1 protein-coding gene is annotated in these 561 nt (G+C 71.1%); it reads left to right on the top strand.

The window, feature by feature from the left end:
* Positions 1 to 19: 19 nt before the first annotated feature.
* Positions 20 to 561 (top strand): hypothetical protein (locus rosag_RS25340; RefSeq protein ID WP_284352987.1); only part of this gene is annotated, 542 nt, incomplete at its 3' end.

The following is a 561-nucleotide window of genomic DNA, read 5'->3' as shown; positions in this document are numbered from 1 at the left end:
GTGGACGACGGTGCGCGACGTGACGTTCCGGCACAACGTGCTGCGCAACAGCGACCAGGGCGTCATGATCTCGGCGCGCAACGCGTACGGCGCGACGGCGACGGCGCTGACCGACGTGACGCGGCGGATCCTGATCGAGCACAACGTGCTCGATCGGATCGGGGGCCGCACGTTCCTGGTGTCGAACGAGCTGCAGGACGTGACGATCGCGCACAACGTGGCGAACACGGCGGCCTTCGGCATGCTGCTCCTGGGGGAGCCGACGAACGCGCCGGCCGCGCGGCTGGTGTTCCGCGACAACCTGATGAGCCGCGGCTGGGCGCTGGTCAACGGCGACGGCACGGGGCAGGGGAGCGCGGCGCTGAGCGTCTACGCGCCGACGGCGGTGATCGCCGGCAACGTGGCGTACAGCAGCATCGAGGCGGGGCTGGGGCCGGTGTGGCTCTATCCGAGCACGAACGGCTTCGTGGCGGAGGCGGGGCTGGCGGGGATCACGAGCGCCACGGTCAACGGCGTGTCGGTCGCGAACGCGCGGCTGACGTCGACGAGCGCCTACTTCCG

The organism is Roseisolibacter agri (assembly GCF_030159095.1).
Classification (GTDB): domain Bacteria; phylum Gemmatimonadota; class Gemmatimonadetes; order Gemmatimonadales; family Gemmatimonadaceae; genus Roseisolibacter; species Roseisolibacter agri.
The sequence above is the reverse complement of the archived record's forward strand: the minus strand, read 5'-3'. Positions and strand labels throughout refer to the sequence as shown.